Annotated in this window: 22 protein-coding genes; 10 read left to right on the top strand and 12 right to left on the bottom strand. The window is 71.1% G+C overall.

Annotated features, from left to right (window positions below):
- Positions 1-12: 12 nt before the first annotated feature.
- Positions 13-486 (bottom strand): type II 3-dehydroquinate dehydratase, encoded by a 474-nt coding sequence (gene aroQ / locus M2163_RS15720; RefSeq protein ID WP_280894244.1) that lies wholly within the window; start codon positions 484-486, stop codon positions 13-15.
- Between the two features lie 84 nt (positions 487-570).
- On the opposite strand from aroQ, the gene M2163_RS15725 reads away from it, so the two are divergent.
- Positions 571-1,617, top strand: coding sequence for a S66 peptidase family protein (locus M2163_RS15725; protein ID WP_280894245.1), 1,047 nt, complete (start codon positions 571-573; stop codon positions 1,615-1,617).
- A gap of 95 nt (positions 1,618-1,712) precedes the next feature.
- On the top strand, positions 1,713-2,993 hold the full coding sequence (locus M2163_RS15730) for an MFS transporter (protein WP_280894246.1): 1,281 nt from the start codon (positions 1,713-1,715) through the stop codon (positions 2,991-2,993).
- Here the strand turns inward: M2163_RS15730 and M2163_RS15735 are convergent.
- From M2163_RS15735 to M2163_RS15765, 7 genes are all read right to left on the bottom strand, one after another.
- Positions 2,983-4,083 carry an ionic transporter y4hA gene (locus tag M2163_RS15735; protein ID WP_280894247.1) on the bottom strand — a complete coding sequence of 367 codons (1,101 nt, stop codon included), beginning with the start codon at positions 4,081-4,083 and terminating at the stop codon, positions 2,983-2,985. The genes M2163_RS15730 and M2163_RS15735 overlap by 11 nt on opposite strands.
- 45 nt (positions 4,084-4,128) lie before the next feature.
- On the bottom strand, positions 4,129-4,431 hold the full coding sequence (locus tag M2163_RS15740; protein WP_280852154.1) for a hypothetical protein: 303 nt from the start codon (positions 4,429-4,431) through the stop codon (positions 4,129-4,131).
- 129 nt (positions 4,432-4,560) lie between these two features.
- Positions 4,561-5,562: a TerC family protein gene (locus M2163_RS15745; protein WP_280894248.1), complete on the bottom strand. Its 1,002-nt coding sequence runs from the start codon at positions 5,560-5,562 to the stop codon at positions 4,561-4,563.
- Between the two features lie 227 nt (positions 5,563-5,789).
- Positions 5,790-7,898 carry a TerD family protein gene (locus M2163_RS15750; protein ID WP_280894249.1) on the bottom strand — a complete coding sequence of 703 codons (2,109 nt, stop codon included), beginning with the start codon at positions 7,896-7,898 and terminating at the stop codon, positions 5,790-5,792.
- 51 nt (positions 7,899-7,949) lie between these two features.
- Complete coding sequence (locus M2163_RS15755; RefSeq protein ID WP_280852151.1) at positions 7,950-8,528, bottom strand: TerD family protein; 579 nt, start codon at positions 8,526-8,528, stop codon at positions 7,950-7,952.
- A gap of 132 nt (positions 8,529-8,660) precedes the next feature.
- Positions 8,661-10,796 carry an excinuclease ABC subunit UvrB gene (gene uvrB, locus M2163_RS15760; protein ID WP_280852150.1) on the bottom strand — a complete coding sequence of 712 codons (2,136 nt, stop codon included), beginning with the start codon at positions 10,794-10,796 and terminating at the stop codon, positions 8,661-8,663.
- 465 nt (positions 10,797-11,261) lie between these two features.
- On the bottom strand, positions 11,262-12,119 hold the full coding sequence (locus M2163_RS15765; protein WP_280852149.1) for an MHYT domain-containing protein: 858 nt from the start codon (positions 12,117-12,119) through the stop codon (positions 11,262-11,264).
- A gap of 281 nt (positions 12,120-12,400) precedes the next feature.
- Between M2163_RS15765 and M2163_RS15770 the strand changes: the two genes are divergently transcribed.
- The 3 genes from M2163_RS15770 to M2163_RS15780 all read left to right on the top strand — a co-directional run bounded on the left by M2163_RS15770 (position 12,401) and on the right by M2163_RS15780 (position 14,434).
- The gene (locus M2163_RS15770; RefSeq protein WP_280852148.1) at positions 12,401-13,270 is read left to right on the top strand and encodes a glycerophosphodiester phosphodiesterase family protein; all 870 of its coding nucleotides are present in this window, start codon (positions 12,401-12,403) and stop codon (positions 13,268-13,270) included.
- A gap of 57 nt (positions 13,271-13,327) precedes the next feature.
- Positions 13,328-13,882, top strand: a complete 555-nt coding sequence (locus M2163_RS15775) for a methylated-DNA--[protein]-cysteine S-methyltransferase (protein ID WP_280894250.1) — start codon at positions 13,328-13,330, stop codon at positions 13,880-13,882.
- Between the two features lie 141 nt (positions 13,883-14,023).
- Positions 14,024-14,434, top strand: a complete 411-nt coding sequence (locus tag M2163_RS15780) for a hypothetical protein (protein WP_280894251.1) — start codon at positions 14,024-14,026, stop codon at positions 14,432-14,434.
- Positions 14,435-14,478: 44 nt separating this feature from the next.
- Here M2163_RS15780 and M2163_RS15785 read toward each other — a convergent pair whose 3' ends face one another.
- Positions 14,479-14,907: a VOC family protein gene (locus M2163_RS15785; RefSeq protein ID WP_280894252.1), complete on the bottom strand. Its 429-nt coding sequence runs from the start codon at positions 14,905-14,907 to the stop codon at positions 14,479-14,481.
- Positions 14,908-15,006: 99 nt separating this feature from the next.
- Here M2163_RS15785 and M2163_RS15790 point away from each other — a divergent pair, with 99 nt between their 5' ends.
- Both M2163_RS15790 and M2163_RS15795 read left to right on the top strand, forming a co-directional pair.
- Positions 15,007-15,915: a pseudouridine-5'-phosphate glycosidase gene (locus M2163_RS15790; RefSeq protein WP_280894253.1), complete on the top strand. Its 909-nt coding sequence runs from the start codon at positions 15,007-15,009 to the stop codon at positions 15,913-15,915.
- On the top strand, positions 15,912-16,850 hold the full coding sequence (locus M2163_RS15795) for a sugar kinase (protein WP_280894254.1): 939 nt from the start codon (positions 15,912-15,914) through the stop codon (positions 16,848-16,850). Before M2163_RS15790 ends, M2163_RS15795 begins: the two co-directional genes overlap by 4 nt.
- Before the next feature lie 153 nt (positions 16,851-17,003).
- Here the strand turns inward: M2163_RS15795 and M2163_RS15800 are convergent, their stop codons facing one another.
- On the bottom strand, positions 17,004-17,798 hold the full coding sequence (locus M2163_RS15800) for a methyltransferase domain-containing protein (protein WP_280852142.1): 795 nt from the start codon (positions 17,796-17,798) through the stop codon (positions 17,004-17,006).
- 262 nt (positions 17,799-18,060) lie between these two features.
- Here M2163_RS15800 and corA point away from each other — a divergent pair, with 262 nt between their 5' ends.
- Positions 18,061-19,188: a magnesium/cobalt transporter CorA gene (corA, locus tag M2163_RS15805; RefSeq protein ID WP_280852141.1), complete on the top strand. Its 1,128-nt coding sequence runs from the start codon at positions 18,061-18,063 to the stop codon at positions 19,186-19,188.
- Between the two features lie 22 nt (positions 19,189-19,210).
- Here the strand turns inward: corA and M2163_RS15810 are convergent, their stop codons facing one another.
- Both M2163_RS15810 and M2163_RS15815 read right to left on the bottom strand, forming a co-directional pair.
- Positions 19,211-19,642, bottom strand: a complete 432-nt coding sequence (locus M2163_RS15810; RefSeq protein WP_280894255.1) for a CBS domain-containing protein — start codon at positions 19,640-19,642, stop codon at positions 19,211-19,213.
- A 123-nt stretch (positions 19,643-19,765) separates the two neighbouring features.
- Positions 19,766-20,398 (bottom strand): uridine kinase, encoded by a 633-nt coding sequence (locus M2163_RS15815; protein ID WP_280894256.1) that lies wholly within the window; start codon positions 20,396-20,398, stop codon positions 19,766-19,768.
- A gap of 66 nt (positions 20,399-20,464) precedes the next feature.
- On the opposite strand from M2163_RS15815, the gene M2163_RS15820 reads away from it, so the two are divergent.
- Together M2163_RS15820 and M2163_RS15825 are read left to right on the top strand one after the other, a co-directional pair.
- Positions 20,465-21,202 (top strand): DUF2293 domain-containing protein, encoded by a 738-nt coding sequence (locus tag M2163_RS15820; RefSeq protein ID WP_280897263.1) that lies wholly within the window; start codon positions 20,465-20,467, stop codon positions 21,200-21,202.
- Between the two features lie 393 nt (positions 21,203-21,595).
- Complete coding sequence (locus M2163_RS15825; RefSeq protein WP_280894257.1) at positions 21,596-22,075, top strand: anthrone oxygenase family protein; 480 nt, start codon at positions 21,596-21,598, stop codon at positions 22,073-22,075.
- The last annotated feature ends 26 nt before the right edge of the window (positions 22,076-22,101 follow it).

A 22,101-nucleotide genomic window follows, 5' to 3' on the forward strand; every position in this document is an offset into this window, starting at 1 on the left:
GTCCTTACCGTCCTACGCCTCGGCCCGGGCCGGTCCCGCCAGCGTGGCGACCCTCTCCACACCGAACACGTACCCCTGCACTCCGCAGCCCGCGATGACCCCGTCCGCGCGCAGCGAGACGTAGGAGTGGTGCCGGAAGGACTCGCGCTGGTGGATGTTGGAGATGTGCACCTCCAGCACCGGCAGTCCGTCGCAGGTGTTGAGCGCGTCCAGGATCGCGACCGACGTGTGCGAGTAGGCGCCGGGGTTGATGACGATCCCGCAGTGGTTCAGCCGCGCCTCGTGGATCCAGTCGACCAGCTCGCCCTCGTGGTTGGACTGCCGGAAGTCCACCGTGCCGCCGTGCGCGGCCGCCGCCTCGGCGCACAGGGCCTCGACGTCGGCGAGGGTGTCCTTGCCGTAGATCTCCGGCTGACGCTGACCCAGCAGGTTCAGGTTGGGGCCGTTGAGGATCATGATCGGGGCGTTGGCGAGGCTGCGGGGCACGGTTCCTCCGGTCGGTGAAGACGGGCTGCTCGGACCCGGTTTATCACGGTGCGCCTGGCGCGTTGCGGCCCGTACCCTCCGGGCATGACGACGATCTCGTACCCGCCCAAGCCCGTGCCCGGTGACCGCATAGCCGTCATCTCCCCCGGCGCCGGACTGCCGGGACTCTTCCCGCGCCCCTACGAGTTGGGGCTGGAACGGCTGCGCAAGGAGTTCGGACTGGAGCCGGTGGAGTACCCGTCGACCCGCAGGATGGGGGCGACGCCCCGGGAGCGCGCCGACGACATCCATGCCGCGTTCGCCGACCCGGACGTCAAGGCGGTCATGGCGTCGATCGGCGGTGACGACCAGATCACCGTGCTGCCGTTCCTGGACCGGGAGTTGATCCGGGCGAACCCGAAGCCGTTCTTCGGGATGAGCGACAACACGAACCTGCTCGCGTACCTCTACAACACCGGCATCGTCGGCTACCACGGCGCCACCGTGATGACCGCGCTGGGCCGGCCCGTGGCCATGAGCCCGCTGACCGCCGACTCCCTGCGGGCGGCCCTGTTCACCTCTGGCCCCTACGACCTCGCGCCCGCCGCCCGCTGGCGGGACGTCGACCGCGACTGGGCGGACCCCGCCACCTTCGACACCGAACCGGACACCCGCCCCGGCAACGGCTGGACCTGGGCGAACGCCGACCGTGTGGTGGAGGGCCGCGCCTGGGGCGGCTGTCTGGAGATCCTCGGCTGGCTCCTGATGGCCGACCGCGAGATCGCGCACGACCCGAGCGTGTACGACGGCGGAGTGCTGCTGCTGGAGACCTCGGAGGAGATGCCGAGCGACGTCGAGGTCTTCCGCACCCTGCGCAACATGGGTGAGCGCGGGCTCCTCCAGCGCTTCTCCGCACTGCTGTGGGGCCGCCCCAAGACGTGGTCCTTCGAACGCCCCAACGGCCCCGAGGAGGCGGATCGTTACGCCGCCGACCAGCGCGAGGCCGTACTGCGGGCCATGCGCCTCTACGCCCCCCGCACCACCATCGTCTTCGATGTGGACTACGGCCACACCGACCCCCAACTCGTCATCCCCTACGGCGGTCTCGTCCGCGTCGACGGCCCGGCCCGGCGCATCACCGTCACGTACTGAACACGCCCCGGCGCGCTCGCGCGCCCCCGTAACTCCCGATCACCGTGGGTAGTTGACGCGGCATGCACGATGTACGCACCGTAAGCGCCCCGTCCATGCCGAGGCTCGCGGCCGCCTCGCTCGCCGGGACGGCCATCGAGTTCTACGACTTCTTCGTCTACGGCACGGCCGCGGCGCTGATGCTCGGACCGCTGTTCTTCCCGACCGTCTCGTCGGTCGCGGGGACACTGGCCGCGTTCGGGACCTTCGGGGTGGGCTTCGTGGCGCGGCCGCTCGGCTCGGTGCTCTTCGGTCACCTCGGTGACCGGCACGGACGGCGGCCGGTGTTGGTGGCCTCGCTGCTGCTGACCGGTGCCGCCACGGTCGCGGTCGGATGTGTGCCGACGTACGACACGATCGGTGTGACCGCCCCGGTGCTCCTTGTGGCGCTGCGCTTCCTGCAGGGTCTGGGCCTGGGCGGGGAGTGGGGCGGGGCGGTGCTGCTGGCCGCGGAGCACGCGCCCGCCGAACGGCGGGGACTGTGGACGAGCTTCCCGCAGGTGGGCCCCGCACTGGGCTTCCTGCTCGCCAACGGGGTGGTGCTGGCGCTGTCGGCCACGCTGTCCGAGGCGCAGTTCGCCGCGTGGGGCTGGCGGGTGCCGTTCTGGGCGGCCGGGGTGCTGGCGGCGGCGGGGCTGTGGCTGCGCTCCTCGCTCCCGGAGAGCCCCGGGTTCCTGGAGATCGACGACCACGCGCGTGTGCCGTTCGCCGAGGTGGTGCGCGACCACGGGCGGCTCGTGCTGCTGACGGCCGGTGGGCTCGCGGTCGGGTACGCGATCTTCTACGCCGTGACGACATGGTCCCTGGCCTACGCGACCGAGCGGCTCGGGGTGAGCCGTACCGTCATGCTGACCTGCATCATGGCCGCGGTGCTGGTGAAGGGCGCGCTCACGCCGGTGGCGGCGCTGCTCGGGGACCGGTACGGGCGGCGGCCGCTGTGCCTGGCCGGATGTGCGGCGGCCGCGCTGTGGATGTTCCCCATGGTGGCGCTGCTCGCGACCGGGGAACCGCTGCTGATGTTCCTCGGCTTCCTGGGCGCGATGATCGCGTTCATCACCATGTTCGCGGTGATCGCCGCCTATCTGCCGGAGCTGTACGAGCCAAGGGTGCGCTGCACGGGGGCCGCCATCGGCTACAACCTCGGCGGGGTGCTCGGCGGCGCGCTCACGCCGATCGTGGCGACGGCACTGGTGGAGCACGGCGGACGGGTGCCGTGGGGCGTGGGCGCGTATCTGACCGGGATCGCGCTGCTCAGCCTGGGGTGTTTCGCGCTGCTGCCGGAGACGCGGCCGGTGCCCGTGGCGGAGCCGGCTCTGGACCAGCCCGTCACGGGTTGATCGCCAGCTCCAGGTAGGCCGCGAACACCACCAGGTGGACACCGCCCTGGAGTGGAGTGGCGCGGCCGGGCACCACCGTCAGCGAACTCACCACCACGGTCAGGGCCAGCAGCACCATGTGGGTGGAGCCGAGGCCGAGGACGAGCGGGCCGGAGAGCCAGACGGAGGCCAGGGCGACCGCGGGGATGGTCAGGCCGATGCTGGCCATGGCGGAGCCGAGGGCCAGGTTGAGGCTGGTCTGCACCCGGTCGCGGCGCGCCGAGCGCAGTGCGGCGATGGTCTCGGGGAGCAGCACCAGCAGGGCGATGATCACGCCGACGACGGCCTGCGGAAGACCGGCCTTGGCCACCCCTGACTCGATGGTGGGCGAGACGCCCTTGGCCAGTCCGACCACCCCGATCAGGGCCAGACCCAGCAGGCCGAGGCTGATCAGCGCGGCGCGGGCGGTGGGCGCGTGGGCGTGGTCGTCGGCGGTGATCACCTCGCCCTGGCGGGTGATCGGCAGGAAGTAGTCGCGGTGCCGTACGGTCTGCGTCGCCACGAACAGGCCGTACAGGATCAGCGAGGACAGCGCGGCGAAGGTGAGCTGGGTGGCGGAGAACTCCGGGCCCGGCTTGCTCGTCGTGAACGTCGGCAGCACCAGGCTCAGCGTGGCCAGGGTGGCGACCGTGGCGAGGGCGGCGCCGGTGCCCTCGGGGTTGAAGACCGCGGTGCCGTGGCGCAGTGAGGCCACGAGGAGGCTGATGCCGACGATGCCGTTGCAGGTGATCATCACGGCCGCGAAGACCGTGTCCCTGGCCAGGGTCGCGCTCTTGTCGCCGCCGTCCGCCATCAGGGTGACGATCAGGGCCACCTCGATGATCGTGACGGCGACGGCGAGGACGAGTGAGCCGAACGGTTCGCCGACCCGGTGGGCGACCACCTCGGCGTGGTGCACGGCCGCCAGTACGGCCCCGGCCAGCACCAGGGTCACCAGCACGACGACCGCCCCTGGCAGATCACGGCCCCAGGTGAACACCAGCAGGACGACGGCGAGCACCGGCACGACGGACGTCCAGCTCGTGGTGAGCGACCTGAGCCGAGCGATCATGCAGCGATCGTCGCAGAGGCGCGCCGGCCGCGCATTACGCCGGGACTACTTGAGTTCACCGGATTCCAGGACGTCGCAGTTGATGTAGACGCGCTCACCCATGCTCAGCGCCCCCAGCTGCTCCGCGAGTTTGCCGGTCTCGGGGTCGTCGCTGTTGCGCATGGCCTCGTCGTACGAGTCGAACTCGATCAGCGCCAGATAGTGGTTGGGCTTGTCCCGGTCCTTCAGGAGCATGCGGTGGGTCGGGCCGCCCTCCCTGCCCGCGTTGCGCCGGCCGGCCTCCTCCATCAACTCCCGCATCTCCTCCAGGCGCTCGGTCTCGAAGCCGATGATCTGCACGAACTTCATGAGGGTCTCCGTCCGGCCGCGGCGCCCCCGGCCGGGGCACGCACCTGGAACAAAACAAGCACCGGGAGCGGCACCCGGCAATTCGCCGCGCACCGCTCCCGGTGGTGGTTCTTCCTACGTCCGGCGCGGTCAGGCCTCGATGCTGTCCTTCGGAGCGCCTTCGCTCTTGTCCTGCGCCGCCTCGGCCGCCGCCTGCTTCCTGGAGGCCACCAGACTGGTGACGGTGGTGACGATCAGGACCGAGCAGATCACGCCGAGCGAGACCGGGATGCTGATCTCGGGGACGTGAACCCCGGACTCGTGCAGGGCGTGCAGCACCAGCTTGACGCCGATGAAGCCGAGGATGATCGACAGTCCGTAGCTGAGGTGGACCAGCTTCTTCAGCAGGCCGCCGATGAGGAAGTACAGCTGCCTCAGGCCCATCAGGGCGAAGGCGTTGGCGGTGAAGACGATGTACGGGTCCTGGGTCAGACCGAAGATCGCGGGGATCGAGTCGAGCGCGAAGAGCACGTCGGTCGAGCCGATCGCGAGCATCACGACGAGCATCGGGGTCATGACCCGCTTGCCGTTCTCCACGATCCACAGCTTGGTGCCGTGGTAGCGGTCCGCCACGCCGAACCTGCGCTCGGCGGCCTTGAGCAGCTTGTTCTCCTCGAACTCCTCTTCCTCCTCGTCCGCCCGGGCCTCCTGGATGAGCTTCCAGGCGGTCCAGATGAGGAAGGCGCCGAAGATGTAGAACACCCAGGCGAAGCTGGCGATGATCGCGGCACCGGCGGCGATGAAGATCGCGCGCAGCACCAGCGCTATGAGGACACCGACGAGGAGCACCCGCTGCTGGTACTGCGAGGGCACCGCGAACTTCGCCATGATCAGGACGAAGACGAAGAGATTGTCGACGCTCAGGGACTTCTCGGTGATGAAGCCCGCGAAGAACTCGCCGGCGGGCTCGCCGCCGCCGAAGATCATCAGTCCGAGGCCGAAGAGGCCGGCCAGGGCGATCCAGACGACCGTCCAGACACCGGCTTCCTTGATCGACACGTCGTGCGGCTTGCGGCCGATGAAGAAGTCGACCGCGATGAGGGCGGCGAGGCCCACGATCGTCAGGACCCACAGGGTCACGGAAACATCCACAGTTCCTCCGGCAATACGTAACGGCAAGTAACCAGCGTCGTCGCGCTGCCGGAGGTCTCTTCCACCCACGGTGGGCCGACGCCCCGGGATCAGGCCTGATCCGTATTGACGGGTACGCCGCAGTCGACAGGGAGTACTCCCCTCCGTGCCGTCCACCGTACCCCAATCACCAAGGAAAGGTAAAGCGATTGGCAAAAGAAAGGTCAAAATCCCTGATGGGGCAGCCTTTACGTGTACTTGGTACGAGCCTCCGCGACCTGGTGCAGGACCTGCTGGAGCACCTGGCTCCCGGGCGGGACGAGAGCGGGCTCGTAGGTCCAGGCATGGCCGACCCACGGGTCGGCGAGGTGGTCGTCGGGCACCGGGGTCAGCCGCATGAGCGAGCGCCACAGGGGGTCGAGGAGGGGGCCGTAGCCGGAGGCCTCCTCACGGTCGGCGACCATCATCAGGTGGACACCGACGGACGGTCCCTCGTCCGCGAGGTAGCGGAGCTGGGTCACCGCCCGGTCGTCGAAGCCGTGCGGGAAATCGTTGACGATCAGGAGCTGTTCGCCGGTGTCGAAGCCGGGCGGGAGGGAGTCGGCCGCACCGCCGCGCACGGCCATCTGCACGAGGTCGACGCGCTCGGTGAGACGGGCCAGGACGTCCGCCACGCCCGCGGCGCCGACGGCCGGCGGAGCTCCGAGCACGCCCGCCCACACCAGCGGGGCCAGCGCCTGCGCCCCCGAACCGGCCGGGTCGATGACGTGCAGGGTGTAGTCCCCTGCGGGGTGGACGGCGAGGAGCCGGGCGGCGAGCGCCACCGCCGTGTCCATGGCGAGGCGGTGCAGCTCGTGGGAGTCGAGGAACGAGCCGTCCAGGGATCCGGCGGCCCCGCTGTCTATCCACAGGCCGCGCTCCAGCGGCAACCGGACCAGCATCGGGATGCGCAGCTCGGCGCACTCGGGCAGATGCAGGTCGCCCAGGCGCACGGCCATGGGCACCTCGAACGGCACTCGGTAACCGTGCCAGACGGGGTTGTCCCAGCGGGCGTACGCCGGCGGCAGGGCGGGTTCGACCACCTCCGACTCGGCCGTGAGCTGACCGAGATCGCGGTCGTAGACCGCGCGGGCCTGCTCGACGAGTCGGGCGTGCTTGTCGCGGGCCGCCTCGCGTGCGGCGTCACCCTGCCCGCCGATGCGGCTGCGCGGGTCGGCGAGGGCCGCGTCCAGCTCCTTCTCCATGCGCGAGTCGGCGAAGTCGACGGCACTGCGGTACGCGGCCGTGGAGCGGGCCAGGTCCTCGAACATGCCCCAGACCTGGTTGTAGAGCCGCTCCTCCATGGACCAGCCGGTGGCGTCCCCGGCGACCGGCCGCGCGGGCTGCCCGGGCTGCGCCGGGGGCGCGGCGGGCGCGGGCGGGGGCGGAGCGTTCGTCTGCCGTCGGGGGTGGCTGTAGTCGATCGGGCCGCCGACGGTGGGCGGCTGCCCGGCCGTGTCCGTGGGGGTGGGGGTGAAACCGGACTGCGGAGCGTCGGATGCCGGAGCGCCCTGCGGGCCGTAGGGGGAGGCGGGCTGTGGTGTACCGGCGGCCGGAGCGCCGTTCGGGGGCGGCGGCGGACCGCTCGGGGTCGGTGAGCCGTACGGCGACAGGTGGGGCGGGGTGTTCGGCGGCGGCTGCGACGGCACGGCACCTGGGGCGCCCTGGGTCGCCGACGATCCCTGGTCCGCGCCCGGCGCCGGCGTGGCCGTCTGCCGGGAACGGTCGCCGTCCGCCGTGAGCGGGGACGGCAACGGCACCGCGCGGGCCAGGCCCCGGGCCACCGCCTCGTGGATGTCGTGGGCGAGCTGCGCGGCCTGGGCGAGGCCCTGGTCGGTGAGGAGCTCGGCGAGGCCGCCCGCGTAGCCCTGCCCCACGGCACGCACCTTCCAGGCACCCTGGCGGCGGTAGAGCTCCAGCGCCACGACCGCCGACTCGGCGTCCAGGCCGGTGATGGTGTAGCCGGCGAGCTCGGTGCCGTCGAGACCCGTGACCGCGACGAAGGGGGCGGGGACGGTGCCGAAGCGCACGGGGCCGCCCGCCGCGGGGAGCGCGAGCAGCACATGGACCCGGTGGACGGCCTCGGGCACCGCGCCGAGGTCGACGGCGAGGCGGTGGTCGGCGGCCGCCTGCCGGGAGACCTCCAGACCCGGCAGGGTGGGTGCGCCCGGGTGGAGGACCCACTCGACGCCGTGCAACCTGCCCTGCTCGTCGCCGAGCGTGGCTCCGGCCACGACCGGTGTACCGGCCGCGATCCGGATCTCGAGTCGGGCCTGGGAGAGCGGGTGGTTCTGCCCCCGCACCAGCTCGGCCGTCATCGCCTTCTCCCCCCGTGTCGTGGTGTCGGTCGGGTGCCGCTGGCCGGCCGGTTACAGGTGCGGCAGGATCGCCGGCATCAGGTCCTGGAAGGTGCGGCCGTTGGCCGGGGTGCCCAGAGCCGTCATGGACCAGCCCGGGCCCGTCCGGTGCACCTTCGCCATGATCTGGGCGGTGTAGGCGCCGCCGCCGTCGAGCGTGTAGCGGGCGAGCTCGTCGCCGTTGGTCTCGTCGACCAGGCGGCAGAACGCGTTCTGCACCTCCTGGAAGGTCTGGCCCGTGAAGGAGTTCACGGTGAAGACGATCTGGTCGATGTGGACCGGGACGCGGGAGAGGTCGACGAGGATCGCCTCGTCGTCCCCGCCCTGACCGACGCCGCCGACGAGGTTGTCACCGGTGTGCTTGACCGAACCGTCGTCGCTCACCAGGTGGCGGAAGAAGACGACGTCGACGGGCTGCTTGTCGGCGAACAGGACGGCCGAGGCGTCGAGGTCGACCTCCCGCGTGCGCGAGCCGAACAGGCCGCGCCGGGGAGCCGCCTGCCAGCCGAGGCCCATGCGCACCGCGGTCAGGCTGCCTCCGTCGTTCTTCTGCAGACTGATGGCCTGACCCTTGGTCATGTTGACGGTCACGCGCCGAACCCCTCTCCCTGCTGTCCCCAGTTGCCGCGGTCCCCGCGGTGGTCAGAACCCTACGCAGGGCCGTTGACGGTGAAGCACCCCGAAGCGCACTTTGTGTCGGTCTTGCAACACAGTGCGAGGCGGTCAGGCCAGGCCCGCCTCCTTCATCTGCCTGAGCTCCTTCTTCATCTCGGAGACCTCGTCGCGCAGCCGGGCCGCGATCTCGAACTGGAGGTCGGCGGCGGCCGCACGCATGCGTGCCGTCATCTCCTCGATCTGCTCGGTGAGTTCGGCCGCGGGACGGTCCGTCGGGACGGTGTCCTTGGCCTTGCCCTTGGCGGCCTTGGTACCGGCCGCCTTGCCGCCGAGAGCGGGCACGGGGGCCTTGGCCGCCTTGCCGTCCTTGCCCTTGCGGTAGCCGGAGCCGAGCAGCTGTTCGGTGTCCACGTCCTCGCGGGCGATCTGCGCGACGATGTCGTTGATCTTCTTGCGCAGCGGCTGGGGGTCGATGCCCCGTTCCTTGTTGTACGCGACCTGCTTCTCCCGGCGGCGGTTGGTCTCCTCGATGGCCTTCTCCATCGCCGGGGTGATCTTGTCCGCGTACATGTGGACCTGGCCGGAGACATTGCGCGCGGCACGGCCGATGGTCTGGATCAGGGAGGTGCCGGAGCGCAGGAAGCCCTCCTTGTCGGCGTCCAGGATCGCCACCAAGGACACCTCGGGCAGGTCGAGGCCCTCCCTGAGGAGGTTGATGCCGACCAGGACGTCGAACTCGCCGGAGCGCAGCTCGCGCAGCAGCTCCACGCGGCGCAGGGTGTCGACGTCGCTGTGCAGATAGCGGACCTGGATGCCGAGCTCCAGGAAGTAGTCGGTGAGGTCCTCCGCCATCTTCTTGGTGAGCGTGGTGACCAGGACGCGCTCGTCCTTCTCGGTGCGGGTGCGGATCTCGTGCACCAGGTCGTCGATCTGGCCCTCGGTGGGCTTGACGACGACCTCGGGGTCGACCAGGCCGGTGGGGCGGATGATCTGCTCGACGACGCCGTCCCCGCGCGAGAGCTCGTACTTGCCGGGAGTCGCCGACAGGTAGACGGTCTGGCCGATGCGCTCCGTGAACTCCTCCCACTTCAGGGGGCGGTTGTCCAGCGCCGAGGGGAGGCGGAAGCCGTGGTCGACGAGGGTGCGCTTGCGGGAGGCGTCGCCTTCGTACATCGCGCCGATCTGGGGCACGGTCACGTGCGACTCGTCGATGACGAGCAGGAAGTCGTCCGGGAAGTAGTCGAGGAGGGTGTTCGGCGGCGAGCCGGGCAGACGGCCGTCGAAGTGCATCGAGTAGTTCTCCACACCGGAGCAGGAGCCGATCTGGCGGAGCATCTCGAGGTCGTAGGTGGTGCGCATCCTCAGGCGCTGGGCCTCCAGGAGCTTGCCCTGCTTCTCCAGCTCGGCCAGGCGCTCCCCGAGCTCCTTCTCGATGTCGTTGACGGCCCGCTCCATGCGCTCGGGGCCCGCGACGTAGTGGGAGGCGGGGAAGACGTACAGGTGGTCGTCGTCGCTGATGATCTCGCCGGTGAGCGGGTGCAGCGTCGAGAGGGCCTCGATCTCGTCACCGAACATCTCGATGCGGACCGCGAGCTCCTCGTAGACCGGGAAGATCTCGATGGTGTCGCCGCGGACCCGGAAGGTGCCTCGGGTGAAGGCCAGGTCGTTGCGCGTGTACTGGATGTCCACGAAGCGGCGCAGGAGCTGGTCGCGGTCGATCTCGTCGCCGACCTTCAGGGGGACCATGCGGTCCACGTACTCCTGGGGCGTACCGAGGCCGTAGATGCAGGAGACGGAGGCGACCACGACGACGTCGCGGCGGGTGAGCAGTGAGTTGGTCGCGGAGTGGCGCAGCCGCTCGACCTCCTCGTTGATCGAGGAGTCCTTCTCGATGTAGGTGTCCGACTGCGGGACGTAGGCCTCGGGCTGGTAGTAGTCGTAGTACGAGACGAAGTACTCGACCGCGTTGTTCGGCAGCAGCTCGCGGAACTCGTTCGCCAGCTGGGCGGCCAGCGTCTTGTTCGGCGCCATCACGAGGGTGGGGCGCTGGAGCTTCTCGATCATCCACGCCGTGGTGGCGGACTTTCCGGTACCGGTCGCGCCGAGCAGGACGACGTCCTTCTCACCTGCCTCGATGCGCTTGGCCAGCTCGGCGATCGCCGCCGGCTGGTCGCCGCTGGGCTGGTAGGAGCTGACGACCTCGAAAGGCGCCACCGTACGTTCGATGTGGGAAACGGGCCGCATGGAGTCCACCGTACGACTCCCCACTGACAACGCGGTCCGATCAGGGGTTATGAGCGTCGACGGGAGCGAGCCGACGGGGTGGGGTGGGTGTGGTGTCGGGGTGGCGCCAGGGCGGCGGATCGGGGAGGGGCCCGTGCCGGGGAACCGCGGGTGCGGGAGTGGATGCCGAGACTGCGGCGGGGGTGGGCGGAGCGGCATCACGGGCCAAGGCCCGGGGCTGGCCGGGATCGGTGCGCGGGGCGGAGCGGCCTGAGACCCGCTCTGCGGCGGAGGGCGACGTGGAAGACCCTTGGCGGCGTGGGATACGGGCGCGGCGCGACACCCAGGCTGTGAGTGGAGCCGGTGGCCAGGGCAGGAGGCCGGCGGGGCGCTCGGGGGCGGCGGGGCGCTCGGGGGGGCAGCGGGTCCGGTGGTGGTGCAGGGGTGGGGCGGCGTTGGCGGGGGCGGTCTGTGCTGCCCGGAGGGTCAGCGGTTCTGGGGGGTGCGGGTGTTGTGGGGGGTCGCGTTGCGGTGGGGGCGGCGGGCGGGTGAGTGGTGGACGACTTCGCGGGCCGGGACGCCGGGCTTGTTCTCGACGGGCGACCACACGGGCTTGCCCATGACCATCGACGGGTCGAACATCACGACGACACCCGCCAGCAGCAGGAAGGCCAGCGGACCGATCATCATCGGCGCGAGCAGGGAGGCGGGCGAGTCACCGGAGACGGGGGCGGACGTGTTGTGCAGGTGGACGCTGAGGGCCGCCATGCCGGTGTAGTGCATGCCCGTGACGGCGAGGCCCATGATCAGGCTCGCGCCCACGCTCCACAGGAAGCCCCTGACCTGCCCGGCGGCCCAGAGCGCAGCGGTGGCGGCGACGACGGCTATCACCACGGAGATCGCGACGGTGACGGTGTTGTACTCCAGCCGGCCGTTGAAGCGCATCCCGGCCATGCCCAGGTAGTGCATCGAGGCGATGCCGAGGCCGGTGACGGCACCGCCGGTCATCAGGGGTGTGCCGGTCGCGCCCCGGTAGCCGACGATGAAGACGCCGACGCCCACCATGACGATGGCGACGCCGAGGCTCGCGAAGGTGATGGACCGGTCGTAGTGGATCGGTGCCTCCTCGACCTTGAACCCCATCATCGCGATGAAGTGCATGGTCCAGATGCCGGAGCCGATGGCCGCCGAGCCCAGAGCCAGCCAGCCTGGTCGCCAGGACCTGCTGACCAGCATGGATCTGGTGGTGCAGCGCAGGCCGAGGGCACCGCCGAGGCAGGCCATGAGGTAGGCCACCAGCGGTGTGACGAGTCCGTAGCTGAATCCGTCGACCGTGCCTTGCATGCGCGGCTGCCCTTCCGCCCTCTGTACGTCCCGGAATGCCCTGAAATCTGCCCCTTCCCAGCACCGCGCGAGCGGTCAGGGTCGAGGCAGAGAGTATGACTGCCACCGGAATGGTCGAACGATTTTCCGGCAAAGAAACACGCCCTTGCCCCAGTTGTGCGGCACCGGTGAGCGGACTTGGGACATGCCCGTTCAGGATGTGTCCATTCTGTACCGCGGTGCCGTTCACGCGGTGCTGTCACAGTTGTGCTGTACGTGATTGCTCGACGCGAGGAGTACGTATGCACGCGCGTGCCGCGACCGCCCTGACCACCGCGCTCCTGGGGACCGCCGTCCTCCTGCTTCCCGCAACCGATGTCCGGGCCGTCGAGGACGGAACCCCGCCCGTGGTCATCGCCCACCGGGGCGGCTCCGCCTACGCACCCGAGAACACCCTGGCCGCCGTCGACGAGGCCGCACGGCTCGGTGCGGTCTGGGTCGAGAACGACGTCCAGCGCACCAAGGACGGCGAGCTCGTCGTCCTCCACGACGACAGCCTCCAGCGTACGACCGACGTGGAGCAGGTCTTCCCCGGCCGGGCGCCCTGGAAGGTGAAGGACTTCACGGCCGCCGAGATCGCGCGGCTGGACGCGGGCCGCTGGTTCGGTGCCGCCTACGCGGGCGTGCGCGTGCCGACGCTGAAGCAGTACGTGCGCCGCGTCGATCTTCACCGTCAGAAGCTGCTCCTCGAACTCAAGAACCCGGGGCTGTACCCGGGCATCGAGCAGGAGACCCTCAAGCTCCTCGGCAACGAGGGCTGGCTCGACCGCACGCACCGGAGCCGGCTGATCGTGCAGAGCTTCAGCGCGACCAGTCTGCGGACCGTCCACGACCTCAAGCCCGCTGTGAAGACCGGCTTCCTCGGCACGCCGTCCGTGTCGGACCTGCCCGCGTACGCGGTCTTCGCCGACCAGATCAATCCGTCGTACACCTCCGTCTCCAGGGCCTACGTCTCCGCGGTCCATGCCTTCACCGGCCCGCACGGCAAGCCGCTGGAGGTCTCCACCTGGACCGTCGACACCGCGGACGCCGCGCGCCGGGTCGCCGGGTACGGCGTCGACGGCGTCATCACCAACAAGCCCGACGTGGTCGAGGACGCGCTGTCCGGCTAGCGGGGCCGTTCGCGCAGGTCACCGGGTGTTGTCAGTGGCGGCTCGTACGGTGGTGGCATGAACAGCCATGGGCAGGACGAGCAGCGGATCGCGTGGGCCGTCGTCGGCACGGACATCGGCCCGCTGCTGCTGGCCGCGACCGACGAGGGTCTGGTCAACGTGGTCTTCCACGCCACCGGCCCGGTCCGCGACAAGGCACTGGAGCGCCTCGCGTCCCGGTGGGGCACAGAGCCCGTCGAGGCGCCCGGCTCTCCGCTCCTGGCGGAGGCGATACGCCAGTTCGAGGCCTATTTCGCGGGCGAGCGGCGCGACTTCGAGCTGCCCCTGGACTGGTCGCTGATCTCGGGCTTCAACCGACAGGTGCTGCGCGAGCTGGCGTCCGGCGTGCGGTTCGGCCAGGTCGTCGGGTACGGCGATCTGGCCGGGCGGGTCGGCCAGCCGGGTGCCGCACAGGCCGTCGGGGTGGCCATGGGCTCCAATCCCCTGCCGGTCGTCGTGCCCTGCCACCGGGTCATCGAGAGCGACGGCGGCATCGGCGGGTTCGGCGGCGGCCTGGAGACCAAGCGGAAGCTGCTCGCACTGGAGGGCGTGCTGCCCGAGCCGCTGTTCTGACGGGCCACCGCGGACGGGCGCATCCCTTCGTGAAGGCTCCGTGCGCGACGGCTGGCCGGACGGCCGTCGCGGTAGCGGACTCCGCCGTGCGCACAGCCACTGGCATCCGAGGGCTCGGAGCCGAAGGGACGGCGATCAGACATGAGCGGAAACAGGGCAATCGCGTATCTCAAGCCGGGCGCGGTGGAGGTCAGGACCGTCGACCACCCCACGCTCGAGCTCCGGGACGGGCCGGGGGGTGTCCCCCGAGGCGGTCGGCAGGAAGTGCCGGGTTTCGACGAGGACGCGAGGAGCGGGACACAGAAGGTGCGGCTCGGGCTCGGCTGGGCGAAGAGCCACCGCTTCATCACCGGACAGTGCCCGGTGATGAAGTACCACCGGGGCCTGATGCAGGCGATCCTGCACGGCCGTGTGCACATCAGCAAAGCGGTCAACGCGACGGTCATCGGCCTTGAGGACGCACCGCGCGGCTACGCCGAGTTCGACCAGGGCGCGAGCCGCAAGTGCATCCTCGCCCCGCACGGGGCGCTGAACGGCGTGCGGCCGGTCTGACCTGTTGTACGGGGGTCACGCGGGCGCGTGGCCCCCTCGCACGGTCAGTCGTAGTGGCGTGCCTCGAAGACGTTCCCGTCCGGGTCGCGGAAGTAGAAGCTGCGACGGGCCATTCCGCGGGCGCCGAAGGAATCGTGGGAGAAGCCCGAGACGGGTACCGAGCGCTCCTCCAACCGGGCCCGGAGTGTCTCGAACTCGTCGGCGGGCAGGGCCAGGCAGACATGGTTGACGGGGTGTCCCGCGCTCTCCGCGGCGCCGGGGACCATCGTCATGCCGGCCGCCAGGGCGAGCGGCATGAGGTCGAGGATGGTCTCGTCGTTCAGCCGTACGGAGGGGAAGGACACCTCCCCCGCCGCGAAGTCGGTGAGCCGCACGGGTTCCATGCCCAGGGTCTTCTCGTAGAAGTCGGCCGACGCCACCGGGTCGCGCACCCAGAGGACGACATGGTCGAGACGTGTCGAGTTGTCCGTCATGCACCCCAGGCTGGTGTCCTCCGCCACGGCTCGCAAGGGTTTGGCCGGACGCGCCGCCCGCCAGAGATGAGGGAGAACCGATCGACAGGAGGCAGGACCGTGGTGCTGGTGTTGTCCGAAGAGGTGCGCGCGGCGGTCGACGCGCGTCGACCCGTGGTGGCCCTGGAGTCCACGATCATCGCGCACGGGCTGCCGCGTCCGCGCAACCTGCAGGTGGCGCTGGAGCTGGAGGACGTCGTACGGCAGGAGGGAGCCGTACCGGCCACGATCGCCGTACTGGACGGGCGGCCCCATGTCGGCCTCGACAAGCAGCAGTTGGAGCGGATCGCCAACGAGGACGGGATCCGCAAACTGGGTCACCGGGATCTGCCGCTCGCGATGGCCGCAGGGGTGAGCGGGGCCACCACGGTGTCGGCCACGGCCCAACTGGCGGCCCTGGCCGGGGTGGAGGTGTTCGCGACCGGCGGGCTCGGCGGGGTGCACCGGGAGTGGACGACGACCCAGGACGAGTCGGCCGACCTGGGTCTACTCGCGCGCACGGCGATCACCGTGGTGTGCGCGGGCGTGAAGTCCATCCTGGACGTGCCCGCCACGCTCCAGCGCCTCGAGACGCTGGGGGTCGCGGTCGCCGGGTACGGCACGGACCGTTTCCCCGGCTTCTACCTGTCGGACTCCGGCTGTCCGGTGGAGTGGCGGCTGGACTCCCCGGAGCAGGTGGCGGAGGTCATGCGCGCGCGTGCGGCGCTCGGTGCGCCGGGATCGGCGCTGATCGTCGCCAACCCGGTGCCCGAGGAGGAGCAACTGGATCCCGAGCTGCACGCGCGTGTGCTCGCGGAAGCGCTCCAGGCGTGCGAGGAGGCGGGGGTCAGCGGCCAGGGGGTCACGCCGTTCCTGCTGGACTATCTGGTCCGGCACACCGAAGGCGCCTCCCTGAGCGCCAATCTGGCCGCGGTGCGGGGCAATGTGCGGCTGGCGGGGCGGATCGCGGCCGCCCGGGCCGGGGCGTGACGACGGAGGAGCCCGGCACCGCCGCTGCGGTCGGGGGCGGCGCCCTCCTGGTCGTCGGGGATGTCGTCACGGACGTCGTCGCCCGGCACCGGGGGCCGCTCGCCGCGGGTACGGACACCGCTGCCGCGATCCGTACGGTGCCGGGTGGCGCCGGGGCCAACGTGGCCTGCTGGGCCGCCTACCGGGGAGCTGCGGAGGTACGGCTGCTGGGCCGGGTGGGCGTGGACGCGGCCGCCTGGCACGAGCGGGAACTGGCCGCGTGCGGAGTACGGCCGAGGCTGGTCGTCGACCCGGAGGTGCCCACGGGGACGGTGATCTGTCTCGTGGACAACGGTGAGGCCGCCGAGCGCACGTTCCTCACCGACAGCGGAGCGGCACTGCGGCTGGGGCCGGAGGACTGGTCGGATGCCTTGCTCGACGGCGTGACGCGACTGCACCTGTCGGGCTATCTCCTGTTCTCGGAGCCCAGCCGGACCCTCGTGGCGATGGCAACGACGTCGGCACGCGCGCGTGGTGTGCGCGTGAGTCTCGACCCGGCGTCGGCGGGCTTCCTCCGGGAGATGGGCCCTGACGGCTTTTTCTCGCTGATCGAGGGGGTGGACGTGCTGCTGCCGAGCCGGGACGAGGCGTGTCTGCTCACCGGGGTGCCCGATGTGGCGGACGCGGCGGCCAAGTTGAGCCACCATGTCCCGCTGGTGGTGGCCAAGCAAGGAGCTGCGGGGGCGCTGCTGGCCCGGTCCGGCTCCGTGTACGCCCACGTGCCCGCCGTGCCGGCGACGCCCCGGGACACCACCGGGGCGGGTGACGCGTTCACGGGCGCGTTCCTGGCGGCCCTGTTGACGGGCGCCGCGCCCGAGGACGCGGCGGCGGAGGGATGCAGGGCGGGTGCGCTGGCGGTGGAGCGCGTGGGCGGGAGACCGCCGGTGCCGGGCTGACGGCCGGAGGTGGACCGCCGGTGCGGGACGGACGGTCGGTCGGCGGGTCTGTGGCCTGAGGGGGTCGCGGGTCGGTGGCCTGGGGGATCGGCGGACGCTGCTCCGGGTTGCCGCCCGGACGCCGGCTCCCCGGGACCGACTCCCGCTCCCCTGCTACTCCTTGCGCCCCCATGCGGAGATCAACGGGGCCGTGGCCAAGTCCATCGTGCCGGTGGCGACGTTCGCGAGATGGCGGTCGATCTCCTCGTCCGTGGCGAGGCCCGCCGTGACCAACCGGTCGCGGATCTGGCGGATCGTGGCGGACTCCAGGGCGGCGCAGGCCGGCGAGGCGAGCGGGAAGTACGCGTCGGCGGCCACCTGGCGCAGACCGGCCTCGCGGAGCAGCCGAGGCAGGGTGCGGCCGTAGGAGAGGTCGGCGCCGCGGTCGGCGAGCAGGCGGCGAAAGCCCTGGCGCAGCCGGTTCGCGAGCTGCTGCTCGGGGCCGTGCTCGTCGGGGCAGGTCAGGGGTTGCAGGGCGGGGTCGGCGTCCTCCAGCAGGAGCCGTCCGCCGGGACGCAGGGACTTGATCATCGACCGCAAGGCCCGTTCCCTGTCCGGCACATGGACCAGGACGAGCCGGGCGTGCACCAGGTCGAAGCCCTCACCGGGCGGTTCCTCGGCGCTCACGTCGTGGACCCGGACGTCCACCGGCGGACGGGCCGCCGCGGTGAGACGGGTGGTGTCGATGTCCGTCGCGACGACCTTTCCGGTCGGGCCGACCTTCTTCGCCAGCCAGGACACCACGGACGTACCGCCCGCGCCGACCTCCCAGCAGCGCCAGCCGGATCCGATGCCGAATCCTTCGAGGTGCCGGAAGGTCGTGGGGTCGAAGAGGGTGGCGAAGGCGTCGAAACGTTCTGCCGCCTCCGCCTGCCGGTTGTCGAGGAGATATCCGTCGGTTCGTGTCATGCCGCGATGATCCCAGTGGTGGGCTCGTCCCAAGCGGACGACGCGGTTCCTACAAGGAGACAGCCGGGGTCCTTGCAGCGGGCGGCCGGCGCCGAGGCGGGCACCGAGGCCGGTGCCGAGGCCGGTGCCGACCGGTTTTCCACAGGCGGGAACCAAGCGGAACCTCCCCTGTCCACAGGCTCACCCGGCGCTTACGGCGACCTGGCAAACTGGCGCGGCAGGACGCAGAAGCGCGTCACACGGAGGTCGCGAGGAGTTCCGAATGTCCATGGCAGGGAATCTGCGGAAGGTCACGAGCCTCGGCAGGGTCGGTGGCCTGCGCAAGGTGGCCCGGCTGGCCCGGCGGCGCCCGCGCGTCGACCTGAGTCACCACGCCCGCTCCCCGCTGGGCACCTCGGTCGTCAACTGCGTGACGTACAAGGAGGGAGCCCGGATCCCGGTCGACGGCGACCTGGTCGACACGGTCGAGCGGGTGCGCAGCAGCCGTGACGGTTTCGTCTGGCTCGGGCTGCACGAGCCGTCGGACCACGAGTTCGAGGGCATCGCGGACCTCTTCGACCTGCACCCGCTGGCCGTCGAGGACGCGGTCGAGGCCCATCAGCGCCCGAAGGTGGAGCGCTACGGGGAGACACTGTTCGCGGTGTTCAAGACGGTCTGCTACGTGGAGCACGAAGAGCTCACGGCGACGAGCGAGGTGGTCAACACCGGCGAGATCATGGTGTTCGTCGGCGAGGACTTCGTGATCACGGTCCGGCACGGCAGCCACGGGTCGCTGGGTCCGCTGCGCGAGGAGCTGGAGTCCGACCCCGGGCAGCTCGCCAAGGGACCGGCGGCCGTGCTGCACGCGATCGCGGACCACGTGGTCGACGACTATCTGGACGTCACCGACTCCATCCAGTCGGACATCGACCTGGTCGAGACGGCGGTGTTCGCGGACAACGGCGCGCGGGTGGACCCCGGCCGCATCTACCAGCTCAAGCGTGAACTCCTGGAGCTGAAGCGGGCCGTGGCCCCCCTCAGCCGCCCGCTGGAGGAGCTCTCCACCCGGCCCGTCCAGATCATCGCCCCCGAGATACAGGCGTACTTCCGCGATGTCGCCGACCATCTGCTGCGCGCGAAGGAGCAGATCGCGTCGTTCGACGAACTGCTCAACTCGATCCTTCAGGCACACCTCGCGCAGGTGACGGTCGCGCAGAACGAGGACATGCGGAAGATCACGGCCTGGGCCGCGGTGATCGCCGTTCCGACGATGGTCTGCGGTGTGTACGGCATGAACTTCGACCACATGCCGGAGCTGCACTGGACGTTCGGCTACCCGTTGGTGCTGGGCGTGATAGCCGTCGCCTGCGGTGTGCTGTACCGCGGCTTCCGGCGCAACGGCTGGCTGTGAGCGGGGACGTCCGCGGGACGGGTCAGTGGGTGGTGGAGGAGCGCGCGTAGACGCTCTCGGCCCACCCGGCGATCTGCTCGTCCGTCAGGTGCCGGGCCAGGTCGGACTCGCTGATCATGCCCACCAGACGCTTGTTCTCGATGACGGGCAGCCTGCGGATCCGGTGCTCCTGCATCTCGTGCAGGACGTCGGTGACGTCGGCGCTCGCGTCGATCCAGCGGGGCGTGCCCTGGGCCATCTCGCCGGCGGTGACCTTCGACGGGTCGCGGCCGACGGCCACACAGCCGATGACGATGTCGCGGTCGGTGAGGATGCCGCAGAGCCGTTCGTTCGCGTCACTGATGGGCAGGGCTCCGACGCCCAGTTCACGCATCAGCTGGGCGGCGCGGTCGAGGGTCTCGTGGGCGGGGATCCACTGGGCACCCCGGTGCATGATGTCTCCGGCGGTGGTCATGGAGTACCTCCCGGTGCCGGACGGCCGGCGCGGCGCGGACGGCACCGCAAGTCCCGGCGCCCTACATTCTCGCCGCGCCCCAGGGGGCCCGCATCTGGAACCGGGCGGTGGCGGCGGCCCGGGTCAGCCGTTCCACGCGGGGTGGCGGGGATCGTCGGCGCGGACGAGGACATCGGCGGTGCCGACCGGGTCGGTCTCCTCGCCGTAGCGCTCGTAGGCGGGGAGGGTCCAGTGGTCGGGTTCTGGCGTGCGGCGTCGGAGGGCGCCCTCGGAGAGGAGGACGTGGACGGTCAGGTCGAAGGGGAACCAGTGGCGCAGCAGGAGGGGGCCGTGGAGCAACAGGACGCCGCCGGGCGGGAGGTGGACGTAGGGGCTGCGGGTGGCGCGGTCGGTGACCGGGTCCCACAGGTCGGGCAGGACGCGGCCGTCGCCGCCGGGTTCGAGGGGGCCGAAGACCTCGCGCCACAGGGCGCCGGTGTCGAACCAGCCGTTGTAGTAGGCCGCCAGGTCGTGGTGGCCGTACTCCAGGCGGAGCGAGGCGGGGCGCAGGAAGCCCTCCGTGCCGACGACGAGAGAAGAGCGGCCGCGTATCCGCAGGGCCTCGCCGACCCGTCGGGCGAGTTCGCCCGGTTGGGCCGCGGGGGCGCCGTCGAGGGCGATGCGGGGCCAGGGGCTGCCGTCGGCCGGTTTCAGGTCGAGGATGCGGTCGGCCAGCCGCTCGCCGAGCCGGTCCCAAGTGATCGCTTCGAGTCGCACGTGGCCATGATGCGTCAGACGGGTACCAGCATGCGTCGCACCGGTGTGGCCGGGGATGAACTCCTCATGGCAGGCCTCGCGACTCCCCCGCCCCGTGGCGGACTTCTCGTCGTCCAGCCGTTGCGGAGGCGGCACTGCGCGGAGTGCCGGGGCGGGCCGTTGCCGCTGCTCGTCGTCGAGGGCGGGGCGCCGCGTTGTCTCGACTGCGCCGACCTCGGTCACCTGGTGTTCCTGCCTCGCGGGGACACGGCGTTGACGCGTCGGTCACGGGAGGAGAGCTCGCTGTCGGCGGTGGTGGTGCGGTTCAACCGGCGCAAAGGGCGTTACGAGCGGCAGGGCGTCCTCGTCGAGGAGGCGGCGTTGGCGCGGGCCGAGGAGCGCTGTCTGGCCGACGCGGAGGCGCGACGCCGGCGACGGGCGCGGGACGCGCGGCGGCGGGCGCGGGAGGACGTGCGGTTCGCGGAGGCGTTCGCCGCGGAGATACGGCGGCTGTTTCCCGGGTGCCCCGACGGGCGAGCTCGGGCGATCGCCTCGCACGCGTCCCTGCGGGGCAGTGGGCGGGTGGGGCGGAGCGCGGCGGGGCGGGCCTTGTCCGAGGGGGCGGTGGTGTCGGCGGTGGTGGCCTCCGTACGGCATGTGGACACGCCGTACGACACGTTGCTGATGAGCGGGGTGGCACGGCACGAGGCGCGACGGCGGATCTCGGGGCGGGTGGAGGCGGTGCTGAGGGGCTGGCGGGAGCGGGGAGTGGCGGTGCGGGAGGAGGAAGAGGCGGTGCAGGAGCAGGAAGAGGCGGCGAGCTGAGGCCCGGCACCGAGTCTCATGCCCTCACGAGTCGTGAACCGCTCGCCATCGGTGCCGTGACGCCTGGCCTCGACCGCTCGGCAATTCGAGCCGTGACGCCTGGCCCGGACCACTCCACATCCGAGCCGTCACGCCGCGCCCGGACCTCTCACATCGCCAGGTCGTGCGCCTGGCGCGGGACCGTTCAGCCTTGCCGGATCACGGGGTCGGCATCCGGCCCCACGGCGCCGCCGAGGCCCGTCGGGCCAGTGGATGTGGGGAGTCTCCGGGCAGGACGTGGGGATGGACGGCTGCTTATGGGGGCGCGCGGAATGGCCATGGTCCGTGCCGTGGTCGCGGGATTGACTGGTCGGGACAGGTCGCGCTGGGCCGGAGGCGGAAGCTGGTGTTGAGATGATCGATGGGCCTTACTTCGTGCTGGTCGTGCTCGGTGTGCTCGGGACCGGCCTGGTGGCCGGGGTGTTCTGCGCGTTCTCGACGTTCGTGATGAGAGGGCTCGCCGCGTTGCCGCCGGCGCAGGGCGTGGCCGCGATGAACGCGATCAATGTGAGCGCGGTGCGGCCGCCGTTCATGGCCGTCTTCGCGGGCTCCGCGGCGCTGAGCGTGGTGATCGCGGTGGTGACGTTCGTGCTGTGGCCGGACGAGGGGACCGTGGAGCTGCTTGTGGGCAGCGCGCTGTACCTGTTCGGCGCCTTCGGGCTGACGATGGTGGCGAACGTGCCCCGCAACGACGCCCTGCTCGAGCTGGACCCGGGCACCGCGGAGGCGACGGCGTACTGGCCGGCGTACGTGCGCGAGTGGACGATGTGGAACCACGTCCGCGCGATCGCCTCGGGCGCGGCGGCGCTGGCGTACATACTCGCCCTCACCTGAGCGCGCATCCCCCACCCGGGCCGGAG

It is taken from the genome of Streptomyces sp. SAI-135, from assembly GCF_029893805.1.
GTDB lineage: Bacteria > Actinomycetota > Actinomycetes > Streptomycetales > Streptomycetaceae > Streptomyces.

Bases quoted from the DNA above. Each gene is read 5' to 3' on its own strand.
- M2163_RS15725 (WP_280894245.1), top strand. From the start codon at position 571: ATGACGACGATCTCGTACCCGCCCAAGCCCGTGCCCGGTGACCGCATA.
- M2163_RS15730 (WP_280894246.1), top strand. From the start codon at position 1,713: ATGCCGAGGCTCGCGGCCGCCTCGCTCGCCGGGACGGCCATCGAGTTC.
- M2163_RS15735 (WP_280894247.1), bottom strand. From the start codon at position 4,083: ATGATCGCTCGGCTCAGGTCGCTCACCACGAGCTGGACGTCCGTCGTG.
- M2163_RS15740 (WP_280852154.1), bottom strand. From the start codon at position 4,431: ATGAAGTTCGTGCAGATCATCGGCTTCGAGACCGAGCGCCTGGAGGAG.
- M2163_RS15750 (WP_280894249.1), bottom strand. From the start codon at position 7,898: ATGACGGCCGAGCTGGTGCGGGGGCAGAACCACCCGCTCTCCCAGGCC.
- uvrB (WP_280852150.1), bottom strand. From the start codon at position 10,796: ATGCGGCCCGTTTCCCACATCGAACGTACGGTGGCGCCTTTCGAGGTC.
- M2163_RS15765 (WP_280852149.1), bottom strand. From the start codon at position 12,119: ATGCAAGGCACGGTCGACGGATTCAGCTACGGACTCGTCACACCGCTG.
- M2163_RS15770 (WP_280852148.1), top strand. From the start codon at position 12,401: ATGCACGCGCGTGCCGCGACCGCCCTGACCACCGCGCTCCTGGGGACC.
- M2163_RS15775 (WP_280894250.1), top strand. From the start codon at position 13,328: ATGAACAGCCATGGGCAGGACGAGCAGCGGATCGCGTGGGCCGTCGTC.
- M2163_RS15780 (WP_280894251.1), top strand. From the start codon at position 14,024: ATGAGCGGAAACAGGGCAATCGCGTATCTCAAGCCGGGCGCGGTGGAG.
- M2163_RS15785 (WP_280894252.1), bottom strand. From the start codon at position 14,907: ATGACGGACAACTCGACACGTCTCGACCATGTCGTCCTCTGGGTGCGC.
- M2163_RS15800 (WP_280852142.1), bottom strand. From the start codon at position 17,798: ATGACACGAACCGACGGATATCTCCTCGACAACCGGCAGGCGGAGGCG.
- corA (WP_280852141.1), top strand. From the start codon at position 18,061: ATGTCCATGGCAGGGAATCTGCGGAAGGTCACGAGCCTCGGCAGGGTC.
- M2163_RS15810 (WP_280894255.1), bottom strand. From the start codon at position 19,642: ATGACCACCGCCGGAGACATCATGCACCGGGGTGCCCAGTGGATCCCC.
- M2163_RS15820 (WP_280897263.1), top strand. From the start codon at position 20,465: ATGGCAGGCCTCGCGACTCCCCCGCCCCGTGGCGGACTTCTCGTCGTC.
- M2163_RS15825 (WP_280894257.1), top strand. From the start codon at position 21,596: ATGATCGATGGGCCTTACTTCGTGCTGGTCGTGCTCGGTGTGCTCGGG.